Source organism: Zwartia vadi, assembly GCF_030410375.1.
GTDB lineage: Bacteria > Pseudomonadota > Gammaproteobacteria > Burkholderiales > Burkholderiaceae_B > Zwartia > Zwartia vadi.
This window is the reverse complement of record NZ_JAUHHE010000012.1, coordinates 78,905-100,325: the sequence shown is the minus strand read 5'-3', so window position 1 is coordinate 100,325 and position 21,421 is coordinate 78,905. Positions and strand designations below refer to the sequence as shown.

The window sequence follows — 21,421 nt, the reverse complement described above, 5'->3', positions numbered from 1 at the left end:
GATTTTTTATTCGGCTCTCAGGGTGGCATCTGAGCGTGTAAGCCAAAGCATGCCCATCACATACACCGCAGAAAAAGTCACAAGCGCAGCAATCACGCCATGAATACCTGCGATCCATGCCCCTACGACGTTCAACACAACACCCAATACAGCCGTGCCGATTTTGACTGTCAACAAGATCCGTGGACGCACTTCACTCAGTACTTTGAGCACCAGCATTTGACCGGTTGCAAAAAGTCCACCGGCCAATACAAACCAGGGCAACAAATACGAATGCCCCCGAAACTCTGGACTGACAAAAATCATGAATATAAATCGATGCAGTCCCCACGTGATTAAAAATGCGACTACAGTTAAGGCCATCATGGTGTAGGTCACCATCATATTGATACGGTGTACCGATACAGTGCGCTGTTGATCAGTCGCATCCCCTGCACGACTGAAAAATATTGGCGTCAAAAAACTAGCTAACAGCCCAGACAGAGTAATGATGGGCACATAGCCCAACTGAAAGAGTACGGCGAACACTCCAACCTCTTGGGTACTTGAAAATATCTCAAGTGCCCAGCGATCAGACGCCTGCTGAGCCCAGGTGAAAATTCCCCAGGCTGAAAATGGCCACGCATACGTCCAAATCTGTCCTTGCCAGTTTCTCGATGCTTTCTGCGCAATAGTCTTTTCTTGTTTTTTTGGCGGGATGGCATATTTAAGCATGGCATTATTTGACAGAAAGACAATGGCAGCTGAAAGCAAATAGCCAACAATCACGATGGTGCTAGATGCACCAAGCAGTACGGTCGCCAAATAAACGAACACAATTTTAAAAATCGTGTCTAGGGAGTTATTAAAAACAACAATGGGACGATTGCGTGCCGCATTTTGTATGTCACCAAAGACGCCGTTGTAGTTACTCACGATTGAAAAAACGACCGTGACAAAAACAAGGGTGACCCACTCTCTGTATGATGATGCGGCAACGCCGATGAGCAACAGAACACCGATCAGTATTGTGACCAGTGCTGCATACTTGAGTAATGTGTAGGATTGAGAGAGATAGCCATCGAGATCTTCACGGCCTTTGGCGATCGAATAAAAGCGCCCAATGCCAGAAATAAGCCCACACATCACGACTTGGTTGATCAGGTTAGCGACGGTGAGCGCGAGTGCGAGTTCGCCATACTGTCCTGGACTCAGATATTCCGTCAGCAGTCGAACCAATGCCAACGAGCCGATGATGGAAATCAGCGCCCCAGTCACTAGCCACAAATTCTCGGTGACGAGCCGCCTCAAACGCGCAGTATCGAGATCCCTAATCAAGTTCGTACGCGTTTTTGTAGTCTAGAACAAGACTGGGGTCTTGCTCTTCCTTTCTGACAATGCAATTGCCTATCGCGAGCCATTCAATGTCGGTTCCCATCAAACATCGAAAAGCATCTTGAGGTGTACAGACAATCGGCTCACCTCTCACATTAAAAGAGGTATTGACCAAGACGGGACAACCTGTTTTTTCTTTAAAGCGCATGATCAACTGATGGTAGCGCGGATTGGTCTCTCTATGTACAGTTTGAATACGTGCAGAATTATCGACGTGCGTGACCGCAGGAATTGAGGAGCGCGGCACGTTGAGCAGATCAATACCAAAAAGGGCTCTGTCATCGTCAGAAATAGGAAGCTGATGGTCCCGCTGAACTTCAGCAACCAACAACATATACGGACTATCCACATCAAGATCAAACCATTCCTGAAGATCTTCGCGCAGGATACTAGGCGCAAATGGTCTGAAAGACTCTCGGTACTTCACTTTTAAATTAAGTTGCTTTTGTACAGAGGGGGATCTTGGGTCAGCGAGAATCGAGCGTCCGCCTAGGGCGCGAGGACCAAACTCCATGCGTCCCTGATGCCAGCCTACCGCTTTACCATCTGCCAGCGCCTGTGCCGTATGTTCGATCAGTTCTTCGTCCGAGACAGTCGTAAATTGTGCGCCGACCTCTCGTAAACCAGTCTCGATTTCCGCTTGGGTATAGCTCGGCCCAAGATACGAACCCTTCATCGCATCCCCGTCACTCACGTTGCGGGGAGCATTTAACTTTAAATGATACACACTGTAGGCGGCACCAATTGCACCGCCGGCATCTCCGGCCGCAGGTTGAATCCAAATCTGATCAAAAAAACCTTGCTTGAGAAGCTTGCCATTGGCCACGCAATTAAGCGCGACACCGCCAGCTAAGCACAAGTGCTTGAGACCGGTCTCTTGCCGAACGGCTTTGGCCAGTTTGATGGCGATTTCTTCAGTCACGACCTGAACTGAGGCGGCTAGGTCCATTTCTCGTTGTGTCAGCCTGCTCTCAGCCGCGCGAGGTGGACCTCCAAAGAGCGCGTCAAACCTCGAATTGGTCATCTTGAGCCCGGTGCAGTAATCAAAATACTGCATATCAAGATGAAAGGACCCGTCCTCCTTGATGTCGATCAAGTGCTCCTTGATCAAATCGGCATAAATGGGCTTGCCATAGGGCGCGAGACCCATGATTTTGTATTCGCCAGAGTTGACCTTAAATCCCGTGTAATACGTCATTGCGGAATAAAGTAAACCTAACGAGTGCGGAAACTGTATTTCACGATGTATGGACAGGTCATTGCCTTTGCCAACCGCGAGAGAGGTACTGGTCCACTCGCCGACACCATCCATCGTCAATACCGCGGCCTCTTTGAAGGGCGACGGGAAAAATGCCGATGCGGCATGGCTGAGATGATGTTCGGAGAAAAGTAGTTTCTTTTCCCAATCCACACCATCCCCAAGCTCCCGATTCAACGTTGAAAGAATACTGCTTTTTTGAAAAAGTTTGTCCTTGACCCAAACGGGTAAAGACATGGCAAAACTCTTGAAACCACGTGGAGCAAATGCCAGATAGGTTTCAAATATACGTTCAAATTTCAGAAAAGGCTTGTCGTAAAAGACTACAAAATCAACATCCTGAACACGTAGTTTTGCCTCTTTCAAACAATAGCGGATCGCCTGTAGAGGGAAATCAGAATCATGCTTTTTCCGAGAAAAGCGCTCTTCCTGAGCGGCGGCAACTAACTCACCATCGACCAATATACAAGCAGCCGCGTCATGGTAATAAGCAGAAAAACCAAGGATTCGCATAAATCAAAACAGTGTGTAAATAAACGGCGCAAACACAGACCCTTTCGCCGCAAGCAATAATCCGCCAATTAAAACAATTAGAAAAATAATCGGGGCTAACCATAATTTTTTGCGAACACGCAAAAATGCCCATAGTTCTTTAATAAACTGCATACTGCCACCTAAAACTGATTATGAAAAGAATCGCCCTTTGGACTCGGTGATTTTCTGTCCATCCAATATGTTGGCTGCGAACGAAGTGCCTGGCGCTTGAGCCTGAGCTCATCTCGCCCGAAGACTCGCCCAATAAAGGCAACTGGAGTGATAATCAGAAAAAAAATGACCCCTAAAACGATGGGGCTGATAATTTTTCCCAGTAAATCTCCAATTAAAAACCACGCTTTGTTTAAAGGGGCGAGAAGCCTAGGCTGAATGACAGTAATCACACCACACATCAGTGCTGCAATGGCGAGACTCAAACTCCATGCATCACCTGTTGCGAGTAGTAAATAGCAAAAAAAAGCAGCGGCAGCCAATACAAAAGTTAAGAACCAACCGAAGCGTGTATTAGAAGGCAGAGGATAGGGATGATTTGTATCGATCATTTTCAGTGGCGGTTTCAAGTGTCAATTGAGCCGGAGTACCCATTTAAATCGGACTAACCGCATGTAAATCAATGCATACAATACGGCGCAAAACAAAAAACTTAACGCTAAATATAATGTATTCATCCTAAAAAGTACTGAAAGTCCTGCTGGAATCGCTGCATAGAGCATCATAAATGGCAGCACCAGTGAGTTCTGTGTCAGTGCCGACTGTTTAGGAAAATGGATTTTTACGAGACGGGCCCACACCAAGCTGTGCAAATGCAAGCGATCTGGATGGCTCAAACTGCGTGTGCGTGCAAATCTGCGCAACATCGAAAACAAAACCTCAAGCACAGGATACGCACAAGCCAATAACGGTGCAAAGGCTGAAATGGCATTATTCCTGACGACCAGCATCACCGCAATCCAACCAAGTAAAAATCCAAGAAGATAGGCTCCGCCATCTCCTAAAAATATCTTTCCCAACGGATAATTTACAAGCATAAAACCGCCTGTGACGCTCGCCACAATGACACAAAAGCGGGTCAAATTGACGTCCCCTGCGGCATAGGCCATCAAACCAAGTGCGCTGAGACAGAGCATGACTGTTGCACCTGCTAGTCCATTCACGCCATCAATGATGTTAATGGAATTGGCGACACCGCCAACAGCAATGGCGGTGAACGCAATAGAAAAAGGGGCGAATGCCAATAGCGCATCCACACCCCATACGCCAACAGAGCGCAAACTGACGCCCGTCAACAACCACGCAATCAAACCGCTGGCAATCGTCGCCAGTAAGCGCTCTGATACCGAACCTCGCTTGGAGATGTCTTCAACTGTGCCAGAAACAAAGGCTGGAATAGATGCAATCAGGACAGGCCCCATCAGCTGCCGCATGGGACCAGGAGCAAAAAACCAGGCGACCATCAACCCAAAAATGATCGCTACCCCCCCAACCCTCGGCGTAGGCATCACATGAACCTTTTGTATGCCATGCGCGGTGTCCATCGTATGCTGGCTGTGTAAATGCTGCGTCAGGACAATCAATTGACAAATTAGAAAGGTCGCAAGGGCTCCCACAATCAGCGTTAAGTGAGGGACATTCAAGGTCACAATAGTCCTTTGTCACGTTCAAAAAAAAGAGAACCGCCCTTAATGAAAGAGCGGCAAAAATATTCTCTATAGATGGAGCTTAATTGCTCAACATTGAGCAATTTTACGACATTTGTATAATGAACTCAGGTCAATATTGAATCATCGAAAATTTCAGTTATGAATGGCGTACGGTCTCATCCCACCAAGCTATTTGCCGCATTAATATTACTGATGTTAATCATCGTTGAGCTGATCTGTTTTGGCTTGTACAAGCTCAATCCAGGCGAAATGCTTGATTGGCGGTATTATTCTTCAGCTTTTGAGCATACAAGCAAATCTACACTCCCTTTCGGATGGTCGAGTCCAGATGGCTTGCCACGGCCGAGTCAAGCACAATACCCCACGATCTGCGCTAGGGCCTTCGGTGATTCGTTTACATACGGTGAAGAGGTCTATAACCCAGAGCAAGTATGGACCAGCTTGGCGTCAAGCGAATTGGGCTGCCGTATTGAAAACTACGGCGTGGGCGGATTTGGTACGGATCAGGCGCTTGTCCTGTATGAATCGCTTCCGACGAATACGCCTATCGTCATACTGAGCATATATTCTGAAATGCTGCGCCGCAATCTCGCTGCGTCATGGCTATTTTATGCAGGACAAAAAGACAGAGCGCTCAAGCCTGCTTTCAAACTCAATCATCAAGGTCAAGCAGAGCAAATATCTTGGCCGAGCGACGCCTCCATCAATGAGCATAAGAAATATCACCGCCACGATCTATTTTTTAAATCTTATGACATCAAATTTCCCTATTTCTGGCATCTGTCTAAAAGTATTTTTTATCAAATTAAAACCCGTCTAGAAAATAAAGGAATTTTTTTTGATAAACATGCTAATACACTTCCTCTTCAGTTGGCACTCCTCGATGCATTTACCGCTCAAGTCGCAAATCGAGGCTCAGAAATGGTTTTAGTCTTTTTACCCTCTATCGCCGAACTCACAAATAATGACTTGAGTTACCGCACACAAATGAACGCCTACCAAGCGAAACATCCTAAAGCCTGTGTGATTGACGCTGCTCCTGCACTTCTTGAAGCCATGAAAAAAGGGATAGGCGTTGCCGCGCAATCATGGCATTACAACGAAAACGGCAACGCAATCGTGGCCTCAGTTGTTGCCAAGGGGATTAAGGCTTGCAATGCAACAAAGCCTCTACTGAAGACTGTTATTGGTGGCTAATTTTTAAGCCAAACGATCTCTTGCACCACTATGCCCATCCTCCGCGGATCGGCATTGACCCCCAGGTTCTTGGGAGTAAAGCATCTTGATGTCGTAAAGATGAGCTGTCTCAGCGTTTTGGAGCCGAAATCCTCAAAAGACACGACGATAGATTGTGGGCTCACTGGACCAAGCTCGTTGCGCAAAGTTTTCAGCTTTTCCGATGCATCTGGAGTCTTTGCACTCACCTCAAGAGATAACGGTACACCTTTTAAAAAGGGCTGGGACTCGCGAATGTTTAAGATCACACCTTTAGCATCAGCGGGGACATTCAAAACAAACATACCTGTTGTCCAATCGTCCGTTTTCAACTCAGTCGGGGCATAGCACCGGGCACCATAAAGGTAAGGGAACTTGCCAAAAGAAACATACACTTCACGCACAATCAACAAAACCAAAATCAAACTAAGAGGTAGAGCCCACCTTGAAAGGTGCTGGAACTTTATGTGATGAGCTTTAATGTCCTCATGCAACGGATTGATCTGAATATTTTGAGCTGAGTCAACGATGCGCTGCGCCTTCACGTACAACACTGCAATACATGCAGCAAACAAGAAGAAATTTTCTCTAATTAATAAAGAATGTGCAAAGATATTTCCCAAACCAAAAGCGATTAGCATGGTCCCCACAGGGAGTAGCCGTCGCGATCCTTTAGCACGCAAAACTGGAACGATAATCACTGCGGCGAAAACAATAAAACCAACTACTCCTGTTTCAGCCAATATTTGTAAAAAGTAATTGTGCGCATTTTCACCATTGATCGCGGCTAGAAATTTGGATCCTGAAAACTCTAGCGTCCCTGACATCCTATAAAACGTGCCCAAACCTAATCCCATCAAGGGGAAAGATTCAAACATCCGGATCGCGGCTCGATAAATCTCTGCGCGATGACCAAAATGGGCATTCAATGCCTCAAGATTGTGGATGTGTAATCGGGGTAAACTTTCTATATATTGAATGAACCATAACGGAATGATCGACATTCCCCATCGGTGAAAAATATATACGGCACCCATTCCAAAAAATATCGCTGTCGTGGCCATAAATACATACGCCTTATCCCGACGCCAAAGCCACCACCCCGCTAGCATCAAATAAAACATGCACGCTAAAAGTGCAGAGCCTCTAGATTTGCTAACAGCTAAACCAACGATACCCATCAAGATCGCCGCGGTGATTAACCAACGGCTGATTTTTGTATCTTTTAAAAAATAACAACCACACGCTCCCACAACGCCTAACAACATGTGTCCAGAAAACGCATGGATATCAGGCTGAAAGCCTGTCCCGGCGAAACCAAAGCCCTGGTAGTAACGATTCCCAGAGGCTGAAGAATGAGGCAAACCCAATCCTGTTTTTGATTGCAATACTGACCACAGCGCCGAAACAATCACCCCCCAAAGCAAAGGCTTGAGTACGGTGTCTTCTGGTCGTTCATCTTCGCCCAGTATTTGCAGCACGCAGGCAATAAATGCAATGGCCAAACCGTAGCTAAAAAAGTCGACAAGCGGATAATAGTCATCTCGCCAGCCGATGCTAGACAAATGCAATGCGTTGTATTTCAGACCGGCAAATGAAAAGACCGAAGCGGCTTGCCATAAGTTTCTGGCAATCGCCAACACCACGGATATAGTTAAAACAATGCAGGCCAGCGAGATCGTGGGTGGCAATGCCCAAGAAGTTCGTCCTTGGGTGGGGAGGGTCAGATATCGAACCACGGTCCCCACAACGAAACCTGCAATCAGATCAAAACCAGACAAGGTGCGCTTGACTTCTAACAGAGGCAAAATCGCTGCAAACTGTTGGTTGATCGTAGGTGTGAGTGGCAACAAAAAGATAACAATACTCAACCCTAAACTGCGTGAAAACCATCCCAATAAAAGCGCTGCAAAAAAGTACATCCAAGCATGTACCGGTATTCCAACAGCACCTTGACTCAGGTTATTACCCAATACAACAAGCGTACAAACTGCCGCCAAGGCAAGCGCAAACCATGACGAAGTCTGTATTCCTTTTTGTAGTGCAGCGCTAAACATGCGCAACCGCATCAATCACGACCCAAGCGCGCAGCAGCTCGCGCTTGCATAAAGATGCTTATAAGCAACGATAACAACAATGCCAAGGCTAAACCCATCCAAGCACCTTTTTCAGCATCTTTGCGTGGGTTAGGTGCCTGGCTAATATGAGCGGGTGTCTCTTTGATGAGACTATTATTAATCGCTTTATTCGCGAGCAACTGCGCGCGTAAAGTATCTAGCGGAATCAAACGGGCAGGATCATTTGTACTAAGCCTCTCGCGCATCGTTGCCTCTATTTTTAAAAGCTGCTCAATCGCCTGACGCGCCACAAACTGATGGCGCAAGATCTGCTGTGCCTCGTCCACAAACGTTTTCATCAATGCATTTTGCTGCTGTTTGACAGCGAGGGTTGCCAATTGCTCTGTCATGTCATCGATATCGATGCTGTTCGCAACGAGTTGAGAGGATATGGGTAAATATTTAATGAGTGCCGCATCCGTGATCGCAACAGATTGCGTGGGCTGGACTGGAAAATCTTGCTGCAGACGCAACAGTTTTTTCTGACGCGCCTCTAATACACTCAACTTGAGCTTAAGAGCCTCTCTCTCACTAGCAAGCTTGACCTCAGTATTCAATACATGTTGGGAAATCGAATCGATCAAAGCACGATAACGCAGCATCGCAAGAGCATTGAGGGTAGCGTCAGCGGTCACATCTGCGCGAGCGATTGCCTCCTGAGGCGTTTTTCCCCATGCCCGAACATGTAATTGAGAAATGCGCGCCGTTTCAGAAATCGCCCGAGCAAGAAACTTTAACTCTTGCTTTTCTTCGCTAGGTTTGCCCGTGCCAACAATCATGCTGTTGATGGCAAGGAGCTCCTTCGCCTCATGTGCAGGCAAAAATTTAGCTGGAGTGATGTGATGAGCAAACCACCAGCTAGAGGCCATCGAAGCTGCGACACCACGCATCTCAGCATTGGCTGGGTCTTTATCAGCAACCACCTCTCGCATAAAATCTGCCAGATTTCTCTGAGTTTCTATCCAAGCAATCAGGTCAAACGGAACGTCCTCCCGAGACAGGGGATCCATGGCATTCGGGATTGTTTCAAAACCACGATGTACATTCAAAACTGCTGTGGCCATATAGATGGCATTAGATCGAGAAATACCAAAGGCTATCAATGCACCTAGCAACGCTCCCGCAATATAAAAAATCCAACGCTTGCTGAGGTATCTGACAATATCGTAAATAGAAATAGAAATTGAATTGATTTCTTTCATGTTGTGCGCCGCAAAGGGTTGTTTCATACTTTAAACACCAATACTTTATTGCCCCAATAACTCAACATGAGTTGCATCAGCGTTGCAATAAGAAAGCCCGTCAAGTAATGGTGTTGATAATAGTCTGTCCAGACAAATAATAATCCAGCATGCAAGAGTGCGATACTGAGATACAAAAACAGAAATTTAAGCAGTTGTGAGGCGACTGTTTCTGCCGAGCTTGAAAAAACATAATAACGACTGCCAATAAACGAAGCCGCAATCCCAAATATGGCGGCTACACCATTCGCCATCCCGGCCGACGACCACTGTAAGACCTGAATATTAAAGACTAATACACCAAAATGCACGGCCGTCGCTACCGCACCATTCATTAAAAAGCGGAATGCGCGTTGCCGTATCAACCAAGAAATAGATTGAATATTTAGACTCATTCAAGCGTTTGCTTAAAATAAGCGATCGTCTTCGCAAGTCCTTGCTCAAGCGGCACCGTCAACGACCAGCCCAGCAAATGTTGCGCTTGAGAGATATCAGGCCTGCGCTGCTTAGGATCATCCTGCGGCAACGGCAAATGAATAAGTTTGCTTTTAGAGCCCGTTTGCTTCAATACTTTTTCAGCCAACTCAAGCATCGTAAACTCACCTGGATTGCCCATATTGATCGGACCAACAATCGATGCGTCGGAATTCATGAGCTTGATGAACCCTTCGACGAGATCATCCGCGTAGCAAAAACTACGTGTTTGTGAACCATCACCATAGATGGTTAGATCTTCGCCCTTTAGCGCCTGAACAATAAAGTTACTCACCACTCTGCCATCATCGGCAGCCATCCGTGGACCGTACGTATTAAAAATACGCACAACCTTAATGGGAATGCCAAGTGTCCGGTGATAATCAAAAAAGAGTGTTTCGGCTGCCCGTTTGCCTTCGTCATAACAGCTACGCGGGCCGATGGGATTGACGTTACCCCAATAGCTTTCGACCTGCGGGTGAACGGCTGGATCACCATAGACCTCAGAAGTCGATGCTTGAAAGGCTTTGGCACCTGTTCTTTTTGCCAGCTCCAGCACATTGAGGGCACCCAGCACAGATGTTTTCATTGTATGGACCGGGTCATACTGGTAGTGCACGGGTGATGCGGGACAAGCGAGGTTATATATCTCATCTAAGGCATCGATCGCAATAGGTTCTGTAACATCTTGGGAGAGCAATTTAAAACGTGGATGCGGCTTGAGGTGTGCGATGTTTGCCTGGCTACCTGTAAAAAAGCTGTCCAAACAGATGACTTCATGGCCCTGTGCGATCAGCCTGTCGCACAAGTGAGAGCCTAGAAATCCTGCACCGCCAGTGACTAATATTTTTTTCATAATGGGTGAGTTTAGTTGCGGCCAACGCCACTGTATTGAAATCCCAGCTGTTTAAATGCCGTTGCATCCAAATGGTTGCGGCCATCAAATATCACCAACGACTTTAATCTGCGCTTGAGGTCTTCAGGCTTGATTGCACTGTACTGTTTCCACTCAGTGACTAAAACAAGACAATCCGCGTCTTGCGCAGCGTCTAACGGCTCCTCTACGATGGTGAGATAACCACTCCGTATGAAATCAGAAAATACTTTCTTGGCCACTTCGTTAGCAACGGGATCGTGCGCAACAACGCGCGCACCAGCAACGCATAGATCTTGAATTAAATCGATCGATGAGGCCTCTCGCATATCATCCGTGTCGGGCTTAAAAGCTAAGCCCCAAACACAAACCGTTTTTCCGGCAAGACTCTTGCCGAGCTGAGCAACGATTTTTTCAAACAAATATTTCTTTTGCTTTTTATTGCGAGACTCAACGCCGTTGAGCACCATCGGCTCAACCCCAACGCTTTGAGCAATACGGACCAAGGCCTGAACATCTTTTGGGAAACATGAGCCACCGTAGCCACAGCCCGCTTTTAAAAACGCAGGTCCAATGCGGGAGTCCGAGCCTACACCCTGTCGAACAGCCTCCACATCAATGCCAAAGCGGTCACAGACCGTTGCGATCTCGTTCATAAAAGAGATCCGGGTCGCCAGCATAGCGTTTGAGGCGTACTTGATCAGCTCAGCTTCTTTGACACCCACGGTCAAGATTTGATGTTCATTTTTGACATAAGGCTTATAAAGCGAGAGCAATTGCACTTTCGTTGCCTCGCTCTCTGCACCAATGACAATCCGGTCAGGGTTAAAGAAATCGTCTAGTGCTGCGCCTTCTTTGAGAAACTCTGGATTGCTGGCGACATCAAAATCAATAAAGCACTTACGCTGGAACAACTCCCAGGCAACCTGGCCTTTGACCAGCTCTGCTGTCCCAACTGGGACGGTAGATTTATTGATCACAATGGTTGGAGACCAAATGATCTGGCCAATCTCCTTGGCGGCGGCCAAGACATAACGCAAATCTGCCGAACCATCTTCGCCTTGTGGTGTACCGACGGCGATAAAAATAAGTGTCGATGTCGCGTCTGAGCTCACTGCATCCGGAACGAGCGTTTTTAATCCCGATTCAATGCTGTTGGAGAATTTCAAATGTCCAGAGGCCACAGACGTATCGACAATCTCTTTCAGACCCGGCTCATAAATCGGGATCTCACCGCGCATCAGCATCGCAATGCGTGTTTGGTCTACGTCTACACACACCACTTCGTTCTGTGTACTAGACAAGCAAGCCGCGGTCACCAGACCCACATATCCTGCACCGACAACAAGAATCTTCATGAGTACTACCCTTTAACATCAATTTTTATTGAAGGAATCATCATTCCTAAATCGTGAAACCAGCGCACACCTTCCTGTACCAGGGTGACCTCAAGCAAATAGCTACCAGTTGCGGCAGGACGCGGGATCGTAAAGACTTCCTGATGGACTGCATCTGGTTTTAGATTAAATGAGAGATCTCTGCGGGTTTCCCAAGCGGGATCATTCATACGCTGCCCCAATTTATTTAAAGGAACATATCGCCAAGATAATCTAACAGGGCCTTTACCGAGCAAAGTGGAAAACGCAACGTTGAACCGATTTCTAACCACTAATGTTAGCCGAAGACCCTCTGCGCTTTCCACCGTACTAAGATTTAATTCAATATTTTCTGCTGCCTCGCCTGTAATCACCCAACCCGCGCTCACCGAAGGCTCGTGCGCACAGCGCTCTCTTGTCAGCGTCAATATTTGGCGTTCTAGACTTGATTGATTAAGCGTAGAAGTCGGGTATTGGGAAAAATAGTCATTTAATCGCTTCTTATATGAAATACAGGGATCTGGTGGGGTATAGCCCCTGGGCGCATTGCCTGAATAACCATTGAGCGTTCGTAACAGTCTGTCTTGTGCCACCACCATCGCATCGACTTCAGTAAAGGCGAAATGTTCGTCTTTTTTCTGAGTCAGATAAAGAATGGCATCCTGAGGGATATTGGCAGGTAATAGTTTTTCAACCTCAGCTTTCCGCTCTCGCCAAGCCGCAACGGGAGAGTTGTAAGGTTTGTACATGACGGTTTCAAGCGTCAGCACCAAAACCGCCACCATCAATAAAAGTGCACCAGTCAACAGATTCGGCTGTGACTGACCCTTCCATTTCTGATGGATCGCCTCAAAGGCCGCCGCCACCAAAATAGCGAGAGGCAGCATCATCACCAACACGATTCTGGAGACCGCTCTAACTGAGCTTAATCCTGGCACCTTCAACACCAGGTGATAAAAAGAAAACGATCCAAACAGCGTCGTCAACAGAATCAAGGCTAACAAAGTGATCGCTGCAACTTTTACGAGCGAGCCGTTATTTTCAAGCCGCCAGGCCAGCACACAACCCACAAAGGCGATCACACTGATTCCAAGGCCAAAAAACATTTGATGCTCGTGGCGCATCGGGATACCTGACACCCAGCTCCCCACCCAACTCGACAGCACAGACCGATCCGCCACAAGATAACTCTCAGGGCGCGGGAGCATCGTCATAATCTCCTCGACACTCCGACGAAAACCATACTGAAGAGAAACACTCTGATATTTATAGAGCAGTATTGCAACCAAAATAGCGCAAATAAAGATCACGCTACAGCTCATGATCCCAGATCGCGTGATGCCACTCGCTCTGAGTTGTCGCAGTTGGAATATTGTGCGTTGAGGATTGACGGCCCAATAAACGACAGCCGTTGTGAACAACAGATAGGCGAGGAACACGCCAAGATAAATGGAAAGATAAAATTGCACCGCACCCCAGGCTGCAGCTTGGGCGAGATAGACTGAACGACCACTCAGCAAAAACTGATAAAACGCGTAAAACGCGAGTGGAATCGCGAAGCGATATGTCAGCTGTGCATGCGCCTCTTTATGCAGCACCGCGAGACCAAATGCAAAGGTAAAAGCCCCGGCTGCAGCGGCGATGACTGAAAAGTTGAGTTTTTTGAGGGCGTAATAGCTTGCCCAGAAATTAAGAATGACGGCCACTGCAAACCAGCCGGCGTAGGCGTACTCGCGATCAAAACCCATCACTCTGATCAGCGCGTAAATCCATCCTGTACCAAAGTGGTTATCGCTAAAGGCGAGCGTTCCCTCAAAAGGATAAAAGAAAGCTGGACTCCACAACGTTGGGGCAAGCCCTGTCATCCACTGATACAGATGCTCTAAAACATAACTGTTGAATCTCGGATCGCCCAAGTCGCCTGGCAGCGCACGAAACCAATCCAGGGTATGCATGAGATAACCAAAGAATCCCATGGAGAAAATTGCAAGTAGCCCTAACCGCTCAAATCGCAGTTGTCGCCTGGCAGCTACGTTAGTGGAGGTAGAAAAGTCACTCATTGTGATGACGATCTTTGTAGGACGGCAACGATCTGCTCAACGCTTTGTTGCCACGTCAACCAAGGCATAGCCTCAGATTTCGGATGTGCGTCTTGCGCACGAAGACCGATCCATCGACGTATTGCTACCGCCATTGATTCTGGGTCATGCTGATCAGGGAAATAATAAGCATAGGTGCTCGCAACCTCCCTGAAAACAGGAATGTCCCGCGCGATAATAGGGAGACCCAGTTTCGCCGCTTCGATTAAAGGTAAGCCAAAGCCCTCATGATGACTCGCAGCAATCAGGCAATCCGAAACATCGTAGATCTTTTGCAAAAACTCATCGCTCACCCCTGAGAGCCAAAATAAACGCTGCCCAAGCTCTTTGTGCTCGCGGATCATCGCCATCAGCGTTTCTTGATCCCAGCCGGGCTTTCCAACTAAAACGAGATTGACATCACAACCGTCTTTCCACAAAACATCAAATGCTTGAACCGCCTGCATGATGCCTTTTCTTGGCTCAAGCGTTCCCACCATCAAGAATGTACTTTTACTTGCTAAAGCAGTGAGCACTTCGTCTGCATTGTCTGGCAGTCCGGTAGACGGGATCGATTGGTTGATATCCGCTCCCAAATGAAACCAATTGATCTCCAGAGGGCGCTTGGTCGTCAGATCCCTCGACGGCAATGCTCGAGCAACCTGCTCAGCAACCGTTGCGGAAATACATAACAAGTCATCCCCACGCGCAATGAACTCAAGCCACTGCGTGTGAACCTGCACCACGTGTGGTGGGAATAACTCGGGTGCGATGATCGGCAAGATATCGTATACGACAAAATGCGTATGAACGCCAATTTCTCGTAAATGTTTGAAAAAAAGATCCTGCTGAAGAACAAGATAGTTCAAATCCAAACCTAAAAATATATCACCGCTATAAACCTCGATCCAATCATCGTGTTCATTGGTAGGAGGATGACCCAAAAGACTCGCTGTAAATTGTTTTGCATGACGATAGCCGTGAACACCAGGCAAGGTATAAACCAAGTGCACCATATATCCTGCAGGCGGGTCATTTAAGAGGCCTGAGGCGATGCTGCGCACGACACGCTGTATGCCTGTTTGAGTGTCTCTTTGCGTCAACTCTGATACGTCAACGAAAAGGTGTTTATTTTTTGTTGCGCGATGATTTTGAGTTAAGGCCTTCGCCACAAAACGTAAAGACTGCTCATCCGGTGGGGTATCTGGAATGGATGCAATTTCTCTACATACCTGGGCGACATATTGCTCCTCTGCGGTATGTGTTTGTATTGCTTCGGTTGAGTGGTTCCTTTGTTCAAACCAGTCTTCAATAGCGGTTAACGCACTCTCTGCGCTGCGATCCCAAGAAAAGTTTCCCGCTTTTTCTATACCAACCCGCCGAAGATCTTGGCGCAGTGCATGATTTGATAAAACTTCAGTTATTTTGCGCGAAATCGCTGTCGAGTCGAAAGGATCAAACAAAGCATCTGCTCTTCCGATCACCTCGGGCACACTTGAGGTATTTGAACCAATCACAGGAGCCCCACACGACATTGCCTCAAGCGCGGGCAATCCAAAACCTTCATGCCAAGAAGGAAATACAAAAAGCTCGGTCATGTTGTACAGAGCAATCAATTCACGATCATCCACAGCGCCAGTAATCACAACTTCATGACTCGTGAGACCACAAGACTTAATTTGCGCCTCGAAACCCTGTCGGTGTACGTGGGGAAGTCGGCCCACGATCGCAAGCTGGTATTTCCCCCGTAAATCGGGAGGCAACATTGAAAACGCTTCGATCAGTCGTAAATGATTTTTACGCTCGTCAGAAGCGCCGGAGTACATCAAAAATGGTTTGGTCAGACCGAACTTGAGTCTCAGGGCGAACTTTTCATCTGATGCGATTTCAAGAGGCTTAAAGCGCTCATCTACTGCGGCATAGATGTTTTTGACACGCTCAGGCGGGGCATGTAAATACTGAATCACTTCTTGACGCGATGAATTGGAAATCGCAAGAAAAGCACTTGCTCTGGAAAGATGCGTTAAGCGCTCCATATAAAAAGCTTCAAACCTCTGGTGAGGTTTGAGATATACATCGCGCTGCATCAATGGAATGAGGTCATAAAGCGTCACAACGGTCGGCACGCCTTGCAGCGGTCCAACACCAATGCTGTGCACAGCATCGTCGTCATACCCTTCGATCATGCTGGTGATGTGAATCACATCGGGTTTCAGGCTCGCAATAAAGTCTGCGCGCAAGACTTCGGCGACACGTCCACGCCAAGCGTTGTCAGGATTGATATGCGCAACCGGCCCAGGAGCAAACCACACTCGGATATTTTCTTGTGGCAACAAGCCCCAGAATGCCGCCCGAATAGGTTCAATGGTTTCAGGAAACATACCATTGAGAACAATCAAGACCTCATGAGCTTGACGACGCTTTACCATCGCCAGTGCGAGCGCAAGCGAATATCGGCCTATACCTCGGTGACGGCTCGCAGTTTGTGCACCTTGCAAGTCAATAACAATTCGCATGCGATCTATATTCTCTTTTTTATTTCAATTTTTAACGTGTCCAACGTCTTTTCAGCCCTAAAGCTGCACGGACCTAATTGCAAATAGCTGTTTTGAAGTGCAACAGGGGGTAATTCATCCGTGCCAGAAACACGGCTAGACAACTTCTTAAGTAAATACTGTGCATTGAAGGCTTTCAATCCCGCTTGCGTCCAACTAAAAAGACGGGGGTAAGCTCTTAAAACTTTAACAATTAAGCGAATAAAAGGTCTTGCGATTTTTTTTATCAATAACTTCAGCCTTGTTGCAATCCCATGCTGTTTAAGCAGACTAAGTTGATGGCTAACCCAACGCAAGGGGGCAGTTAATTTCCATGAGTGGCTATTGTGAAGGGCCACCAAGGCCCGTTCAGCTTTCATAGCTTCGCGCATGGACTCCTCCGCCCTTTTAATTGCTTCCTCCGCTCTTTGAAGGGCTTGCTGTGATAAGGCTTCAGCATGTCCGAATTTCAATCGCAGTTGCTCATCAAATTTTGTTGAAATCATAGGCAAAGTCACGCCACGCTCAACAAAAAAAGCTGCACTCGTTTGTTCAGCGATAATGCTTGGTGCTTGGGATTGCGCGATCAACGCATAATCAGGACTGACATTCGTAAAAATATCAATCAATTCAAGCGCATACTCTGCTTTTTGAGCAGGCTCTTGAAGTCCTACCATCTTGATTTTCGAATAACCACCCACGTATTCAGGAAGGAATGCTAGTAATAGCGGAGGTATGGGTTTGACGTGAGTGGGATCAAGGTAAAAACTGGACGTACCAACGATTAAGTTTTCAGGGTTAGGCGTTTCAAAAATCAATAGTCCGGCAGGAACTAATACCCTCTTGGCCTCTTCAACCAAAGCCAATAAAACCTCAAAAGGAATATGTTCTATCAGATGGAACGCTGAAACAATTGCCTGGCTTGAATCAGGCAATTGCCGCAATGCTGTCAGTGCGTCCATTAATTCTGTCTTGAGATTTAATTCTCTGCACGCCTGCAACATGCCCTCATCCAGATCAACGCCGCGAGCATTAAATCCGACCTCGCCAAGCAGCTCAAGCCATTCTCCACGTCCGCAGCCTAAATCAATTGCCTGAGCCTCAGGATAGATATCCAGTAACGGCTTAACGAAAGGCATATAAGCCTCAAGCCTTCCTTTAATCAGCTGGCGTGAACCTCTATGCTTATCCTCGAAGGCTCTATAAAAATTTTTACTCATTTAAGAGCTCTACTTTTGGAGGCAACCACGTTACGCCGACAAAGCGGGACTGTTCGATATTGACAACATTAAAAATCAAAGCCAAGTCTCGCCACTCATAGTTTTTAGAAATATGTGTATCGGTGGTGTGTAGTGCTGTTGCGATTGAGTAAGTTCCCTCACCCAACATCATTGGAAAACTAAAGTGATAAATAAATTTTTGACCAGCCTCTACTTGTGTAAGCGGCTGCTTCAAGAAGTGCGTGTTCGTCCCGAAAATAGATTGGCCCAAACGATCTTTGATCAAATAGCCAAGAACTAACTCTGGCAAGGCATCGTTAACTTGGATTTCTACACGCAGGGTCACCTGTTGACCAACACCGACAACCTCAATGGGCTCTTCAACATTATTAAGTAATGCTATTTTATAAACGCTCGCCTCGCCGCTGCCGGAAGTCGTCTGAATCTTTCCTTGTGCATTGACTTCTTGGCGTACTGTTTTATTTTCACGTTTAGCCAGCAGAGCATTGTAATAATCCATCACACTTTCAGGATCACCTTCCATCGCAAGACGACCGGCATCGAGCAATATGGCCCGATCGCAAATCCCTTGAATAGCACCTCGATCATGAGAAACGATCAATAAGGTTGTACCTTCGCGCCGAAACTCTCGGATGCGTTCAAAACTTTTATGTTGAAAATAAGCATCGCCGACAGATAATGCCTCATCCACAATCAAAATATCCGGACGGTGTGCAGTCGCAACGCTAAATGCCAAGCGCATTTGCATGCCGCTTGAGTACACCCGCACCTGTTGATCCATATATTCACCAATTTCAGCAAAAGCCTCAATCTTGGGCATAAGCTGAGTGATCTCCTCTACGCTGTAGCCTAACAACTGCCCAGACATGTAGGCATTTTGTCGTCCAGTAAAGTCCGCATGAAACCCCATGCCTAGCTCAAGCATCGCCGCGACACGCCCTGAGGTATGGACATGACCAGTGGTCGGTGTCGTCGTTCCGGTGATCATTTTTAGCAGCGTGCTTTTACCTGCGCCGTTAATGCCTACAATTCCGACAGCTTCCCCAGAGTTGATCTTGAAACTAATATCTTTCAAAATCCAATGGAGCTGGTGCTTTGACTTAAAAAAAGGAAATACCCACTCGGCCAACCGCCCCCAACGCGATGGATATTGTTTGTACGCCTTACCAACATGATCAACAACGATTGCGCCCATCAAAGTTCATCCACCATTTCGCCAGAGCGCTTTTTAAAAAGCAAAAATCCCCACACGCAAAAAAATACAGCGAGCAAGGTCAATGGCCATAAAGAACTCCAGTTCGGCCCGCGGCCATATACAACGATGTCTTGATAGGCAACCATCAAATTGACCATCGGGTTATAGGCAAGATAAGCCCTCACTGACTCAGGCAAAATCGCCGCTGGATAAACAATCGGCGTAAGCCAAAACCAAAACTGTATGACAACACTAAAAAACTGTCCCACATCTCTGAAAAATACATTTAATACACCAAGCGTAATTCCTAATCCAATTGAAAAGGCAACCTGAATGATCAATAAAGGAATAAGCGATAAATAAATAAATCCAGGAAAGCTGCCGGAGATAATCAAAAATATCGTAAATAAACCAAAAATGATAAGAAAATTTAAGGTTGCATTCGCCACGATGACAACGGGCAAACATAATCGTGGAAAATTAATTTTTTTAATTAAATTGGCATTTTCTATGAAAACATTTTGAGCACGTGTCACAATTTCAGCAAAATACCCCCAGGTCAATACGCCTGTGCATAAGTAAATACTATATGCATACTGGCTTTCAATACCTGGTAATTTTGCCCGCATGATTTGAGTAAAAATCAGGGTGTATACAATAATCATTGCCAGCGGATTAATCACCGTCCATGCGGCTCCTAGCAACGAATTGCGATATCTCGACTGAAACTCTCTTTTGACACTACCGAAAATAAAGCTGCGATAGGCCCAAATACTAAATAGGATGCGCATTAAATACGCCCATAATTGTCTTGAAATCTCACAATATCATCCTCGCCTAAATACTGCCCACTTTGCACTTCGATCAATACAAGATCTATCTTTCCTGGATTTTCAAGTCGGTGTTTATGTCCAGCAGGAATAAAAGTGGACTCATTTGTGACAATTATGAGTTCTTTTTCACCGTTTACAACTTGTGCCATACCCTCAACAACAATCCAGTGCTCGCTGCGATGATGATGCATTTGTAGTGAAAGCGAAGCGCCAGGCTTGACGACGATTCTCTTGATCTTGAAATGCAAGCCTTCTTCAAGAATTGTGTAAGTGCCCCAAGGACGATGCACTGTGCGGTGCAATTTATATGACTCATGTCCAGCAGACTTTAATTGAGCGACGATCTGCTTTACGTCCTGCGCGTGAGACTTTTCTGCAACTAACAAAGCGTCAGGCGTATCAACAACGATCAAGTCTCTTATACCGACTGCCGCGACAATACGGTCCTCGCTGCGCAAATAGCAGTTTTGCACGTCATGTATAAAAACATCGCCTTGCGTATTATTTCCGTTGAGATCTGTCTTCGCTAGATCTCCGAGCGCACTCCATGAGCCAATATCACTCCAACCAATGCTACACGGCACAATGGCCGCGCGCTTTGTTTTTTCCATCAAGGCATAGTCAATCGAAATATTGTCAACAGCAGAAAATCTCTTTGGATCTAATTCGATCCGGTATTCTTGAGTACCCTCAATACATACTGATTGAGTCAAACTTTCCTCAACAATGCTCATCAAGTTTGGCGCATACTGCCTCAGTTCACTGAGTAAAGTTTCTAATTTTGCGCAAAACATTCCCGAATTCCAGAGATAACGCCCGCAATCCAGATAAGTTTGAGCAGTCGCCGCATCGGGCTTTTCCACAAATCGCATCACATGATGACCCGATGCCTCGATGTAGCCGTAACCAGTATTTGCCTCTGTAGGCTGTATCCCAAAGGTAACAATGCTACCGCTCATGGCTAACTCTATTGCTTGTTCAACGGCTTGATTAAATGCTGTCAAGTCAGCAATAAGATGATCTGCCGTTTGAACGAGTAATATAGTTTCTGGCTCATAGCGCACCACACACGCTAGGGCAGCTGCAGCTATGGCAGGTGCTGTATTTTTACCCTCTGGCTCAAGAATAAATCCTAGTCGGCAATTTGTCTGCCCAGTGCTTCTGTATTCATCCAAAGTCTTGAAATATAAATCCCGATTAGTAACTGTCAGGATTTCTTCTACTTTTGATATGCCTCGCGCCCTGAGAAAAGATTTTTGCAACAAACTTTGGCCATCTGACAACTGTATAAAAGGCTTTGGGTGTAGTTCACGAGATACTGGCCAGAGCCTAGTTCCGGCCCCACCTGAAAGAATGATTGGTACAATTTTCATGTAAGTATATTTTTTTATAGCA

The 21,421-nt window shown here is 46.6% G+C and carries 17 protein-coding genes; 1 reads left to right on the top strand and 16 read right to left on the bottom strand.

Translation table 11 applies throughout. From position 1 onward, the window contains the following. Positions 1 to 6: 6 nt before the first annotated feature. Genes QWY27_RS11590 through QWY27_RS11575 form a run of 5 tightly spaced genes read right to left on the bottom strand, consistent with a single transcriptional unit; the run spans position 7 to position 4,821 of the window. Positions 7 to 1,317, bottom strand: coding sequence for a lipopolysaccharide biosynthesis protein (locus QWY27_RS11590; protein ID WP_290198528.1), 1,311 nt, complete (start codon positions 1,315 to 1,317; stop codon positions 7 to 9). Beyond that, on the bottom strand, positions 1,310 to 3,145 hold the full coding sequence (locus QWY27_RS11585) for a carbamoyltransferase family protein (RefSeq protein WP_290198527.1): 1,836 nt from the start codon (positions 3,143 to 3,145) through the stop codon (positions 1,310 to 1,312). Before QWY27_RS11585 ends, QWY27_RS11590 begins: the two co-directional genes overlap by 8 nt. A 3-nt stretch (positions 3,146 to 3,148) precedes the next feature. Beyond that, the gene (locus QWY27_RS15330) at positions 3,149 to 3,298 is read right to left on the bottom strand and encodes a DUF5989 family protein (RefSeq protein ID WP_353958775.1); all 150 of its coding nucleotides are present in this window, start codon (positions 3,296 to 3,298) and stop codon (positions 3,149 to 3,151) included. An 8-nt stretch (positions 3,299 to 3,306) separates the two neighbouring features. Further along, positions 3,307 to 3,729: an SxtJ family membrane protein gene (locus tag QWY27_RS11580; RefSeq protein ID WP_290198526.1), complete on the bottom strand. Its 423-nt coding sequence runs from the start codon at positions 3,727 to 3,729 to the stop codon at positions 3,307 to 3,309. Positions 3,730 to 3,750: 21 nt separating this feature from the next. Then, entirely contained in the window at positions 3,751 to 4,821 is a 1,071-nt protein-coding gene (locus tag QWY27_RS11575; protein WP_290198525.1) for an MraY family glycosyltransferase, read from the bottom strand. A gap of 219 nt (positions 4,822 to 5,040) precedes the next feature. Here QWY27_RS11575 and QWY27_RS11570 point away from each other — a divergent pair, with 219 nt between their 5' ends. After that, the gene (locus QWY27_RS11570) at positions 5,041 to 6,045 is read left to right on the top strand and encodes an SGNH/GDSL hydrolase family protein (protein WP_290198524.1); all 1,005 of its coding nucleotides are present in this window, start codon (positions 5,041 to 5,043) and stop codon (positions 6,043 to 6,045) included. Here the strand turns inward: QWY27_RS11570 and QWY27_RS11565 are convergent. The 11 genes from QWY27_RS11565 to QWY27_RS11515 form a co-directional block, all read right to left on the bottom strand. Then, complete coding sequence (locus QWY27_RS11565; protein WP_290198523.1) at positions 6,042 to 8,120, bottom strand: O-antigen ligase family protein; 2,079 nt, start codon at positions 8,118 to 8,120, stop codon at positions 6,042 to 6,044. The genes QWY27_RS11570 and QWY27_RS11565 overlap by 4 nt on opposite strands. Positions 8,121 to 8,131: 11 nt before the next feature. Beyond that, positions 8,132 to 9,409 carry a hypothetical protein gene (locus QWY27_RS11560; protein ID WP_290198522.1) on the bottom strand — a complete coding sequence of 426 codons (1,278 nt, stop codon included), beginning with the start codon at positions 9,407 to 9,409 and terminating at the stop codon, positions 8,132 to 8,134. Beyond that, positions 9,406 to 9,816, bottom strand: a complete 411-nt coding sequence (locus tag QWY27_RS11555; protein ID WP_290198521.1) for a GtrA family protein — start codon at positions 9,814 to 9,816, stop codon at positions 9,406 to 9,408. The genes QWY27_RS11560 and QWY27_RS11555 overlap by 4 nt, the downstream gene beginning before the upstream one ends. Then, on the bottom strand, positions 9,813 to 10,751 hold the full coding sequence (locus tag QWY27_RS11550) for a UDP-glucuronic acid decarboxylase family protein (RefSeq protein ID WP_290198520.1): 939 nt from the start codon (positions 10,749 to 10,751) through the stop codon (positions 9,813 to 9,815). The genes QWY27_RS11555 and QWY27_RS11550 overlap by 4 nt, the downstream gene beginning before the upstream one ends. A gap of 11 nt (positions 10,752 to 10,762) precedes the next feature. Continuing rightward, positions 10,763 to 12,127: a UDP-glucose dehydrogenase family protein gene (locus tag QWY27_RS11545; RefSeq protein WP_290198519.1), complete on the bottom strand. Its 1,365-nt coding sequence runs from the start codon at positions 12,125 to 12,127 to the stop codon at positions 10,763 to 10,765. A gap of 5 nt (positions 12,128 to 12,132) precedes the next feature. Then, a complete protein-coding gene (locus QWY27_RS11540; protein WP_290198518.1) occupies positions 12,133 to 14,100 on the bottom strand; it encodes a hypothetical protein in 1,968 nt (655 codons plus the stop codon). Between the two features lie 101 nt (positions 14,101 to 14,201). After that, the gene (locus QWY27_RS11535) at positions 14,202 to 16,739 is read right to left on the bottom strand and encodes a glycosyltransferase family 4 protein (protein WP_290198517.1); all 2,538 of its coding nucleotides are present in this window, start codon (positions 16,737 to 16,739) and stop codon (positions 14,202 to 14,204) included. Between the two features lie 5 nt (positions 16,740 to 16,744). After that, positions 16,745 to 17,977, bottom strand: coding sequence for a class I SAM-dependent methyltransferase (locus QWY27_RS11530; protein ID WP_290198516.1), 1,233 nt, complete (start codon positions 17,975 to 17,977; stop codon positions 16,745 to 16,747). Beyond that, positions 17,970 to 19,193, bottom strand: a complete 1,224-nt coding sequence (locus QWY27_RS11525) for an ABC transporter ATP-binding protein (protein ID WP_290198514.1) — start codon at positions 19,191 to 19,193, stop codon at positions 17,970 to 17,972. The genes QWY27_RS11530 and QWY27_RS11525 overlap by 8 nt, the downstream gene beginning before the upstream one ends. Further along, positions 19,193 to 19,984, bottom strand: coding sequence for an ABC transporter permease (locus QWY27_RS11520; protein ID WP_290198513.1), 792 nt, complete (start codon positions 19,982 to 19,984; stop codon positions 19,193 to 19,195). The genes QWY27_RS11525 and QWY27_RS11520 overlap by 1 nt, the downstream gene beginning before the upstream one ends. After that, positions 19,984 to 21,399, bottom strand: a complete 1,416-nt coding sequence (locus QWY27_RS11515; RefSeq protein WP_290198552.1) for a mannose-1-phosphate guanylyltransferase/mannose-6-phosphate isomerase — start codon at positions 21,397 to 21,399, stop codon at positions 19,984 to 19,986. Before QWY27_RS11515 ends, QWY27_RS11520 begins: the two co-directional genes overlap by 1 nt. Positions 21,400 to 21,421 lie beyond the last annotated feature (22 nt).

Bases quoted from the DNA above. Each gene is read 5' to 3' on its own strand.
- QWY27_RS11585 (WP_290198527.1), bottom strand. From the start codon at position 3,145: ATGCGAATCCTTGGTTTTTCTGCTTATTACCATGACGCGGCTGCTTGT.
- QWY27_RS15330 (WP_353958775.1), bottom strand. From the start codon at position 3,298: ATGCAGTTTATTAAAGAACTATGGGCATTTTTGCGTGTTCGCAAAAAA.
- QWY27_RS11580 (WP_290198526.1), bottom strand. From the start codon at position 3,729: ATGATCGATACAAATCATCCCTATCCTCTGCCTTCTAATACACGCTTC.
- QWY27_RS11570 (WP_290198524.1), top strand. From the start codon at position 5,041: ATGTTAATCATCGTTGAGCTGATCTGTTTTGGCTTGTACAAGCTCAAT.
- QWY27_RS11565 (WP_290198523.1), bottom strand. From the start codon at position 8,120: ATGTTTAGCGCTGCACTACAAAAAGGAATACAGACTTCGTCATGGTTT.
- QWY27_RS11560 (WP_290198522.1), bottom strand. From the start codon at position 9,409: ATGAAACAACCCTTTGCGGCGCACAACATGAAAGAAATCAATTCAATT.
- QWY27_RS11555 (WP_290198521.1), bottom strand. From the start codon at position 9,816: ATGAGTCTAAATATTCAATCTATTTCTTGGTTGATACGGCAACGCGCA.
- QWY27_RS11550 (WP_290198520.1), bottom strand. From the start codon at position 10,751: ATGAAAAAAATATTAGTCACTGGCGGTGCAGGATTTCTAGGCTCTCAC.
- QWY27_RS11545 (WP_290198519.1), bottom strand. From the start codon at position 12,127: ATGAAGATTCTTGTTGTCGGTGCAGGATATGTGGGTCTGGTGACCGCG.
- QWY27_RS11540 (WP_290198518.1), bottom strand. From the start codon at position 14,100: ATGCATACCCTGGATTGGTTTCGTGCGCTGCCAGGCGACTTGGGCGAT.
- QWY27_RS11535 (WP_290198517.1), bottom strand. From the start codon at position 16,739: ATGCGAATTGTTATTGACTTGCAAGGTGCACAAACTGCGAGCCGTCAC.
- QWY27_RS11530 (WP_290198516.1), bottom strand. From the start codon at position 17,977: ATGAGTAAAAATTTTTATAGAGCCTTCGAGGATAAGCATAGAGGTTCA.
- QWY27_RS11525 (WP_290198514.1), bottom strand. From the start codon at position 19,193: ATGGGCGCAATCGTTGTTGATCATGTTGGTAAGGCGTACAAACAATAT.
- QWY27_RS11520 (WP_290198513.1), bottom strand. From the start codon at position 19,984: ATGCGCATCCTATTTAGTATTTGGGCCTATCGCAGCTTTATTTTCGGT.
- QWY27_RS11515 (WP_290198552.1), bottom strand. From the start codon at position 21,399: ATGAAAATTGTACCAATCATTCTTTCAGGTGGGGCCGGAACTAGGCTC.